This is a genomic window from Kribbella sp. NPDC020701 (assembly GCF_055562215.1).
Genome location: NZ_JBVHFT010000077.1, coordinates 1 through 1,007 on the forward strand (window position 1 = coordinate 1; position 1,007 = coordinate 1,007).

Here is a 1,007-nt window from a genome sequence, read left to right on the forward strand (position 1 = left end):
CGACCCAGGCGCCGTCGCGGACCTTGCCATCGGCGTCGTAGGCAGGTGCCACACCTGGTCGGGGATCAGCGCGAGTTTGTCGGCGAAGTCGTCGGGCAGGGTGAACCCGACCGAGTACGACATGCGCTGCGACACCACCCAGTCGAGGAAGTCGTGGGTGCAGCCGGCCGAGTCGGCGCGGATCAGCACCTTGCGCCCGGGCCGGGTCGCTGGCCGGTGCGACGGCAACTGCTTGAGCGCGTCACGGACCACGGCGACGTGATCGGCGGCCGTGTTCGAGCCCGCGTTCCCGGGCCGCAACATCACCGCCAGCGGCTCACCGGTGCCGCCGCTGCCGTGGTCGACGAACGCCCACAACGGGTGGAAACCGTAGCCCCGCTTGAAGGTTGGCGCCGCACCCTGCTTGTCGGAGTGGGCGGTCAGCAAGGTCGCGTCGGTATCGATCACGATCGGGTTGGCCGCATCGATCCCGACGTCCGGAGCGTCCTCGCCGGCCAATGCCCACACCCTCGCCCGAGCCGCGGCACGGGCGACGGCGATCGCCTTCAACACCCGATCAGCATCAGCGGCCAACGCGTCGACCGTGCGCGACACCGTCGGATCCGAGGCCACCAGGCCAAACACCGCCGGTGCGCTACGCAGCACCGCGATATCGGCCAGACAATCACCGCCCAGCGCAAGAGCAACCGCCAGATCACAGACGATCTTGGCCGGGTCATGCCGAGCCAGCGGTTTGCGCCATGGCGCCAGCGCCCACGACAACTCGACACCCAGCCCACTGGCCCGGACCGCGTCGGTGAGCAGCAGACCACCAGCCCGCGACACCACACCCGATCCTGCCGCATCAACCCGAACACAGGGATAGAACCCGGTAGTCTTCACCTGGAAGGTGCTCCTCGATCCGGCACGACATGGTCCTAGACAAACCACATCGTCGCTGGTCAGGAGCACCTTTCAGTTCAACGACACACATCCCCACAGCCAACCGGCATGAAAGCCCCGGGCTA

Annotated in this window: 1 pseudogene; it reads right to left on the minus strand. The window is 67.7% G+C overall.

Going from position 1 to position 1,007, the window contains the following annotated elements:
- Window positions 1–882: pseudogene (locus ACZ3HV_RS44600) on the minus strand (IS1380 family transposase); the annotation flags it as partial.
- Window positions 883–1,007: the final 125 nt, after the last annotated feature.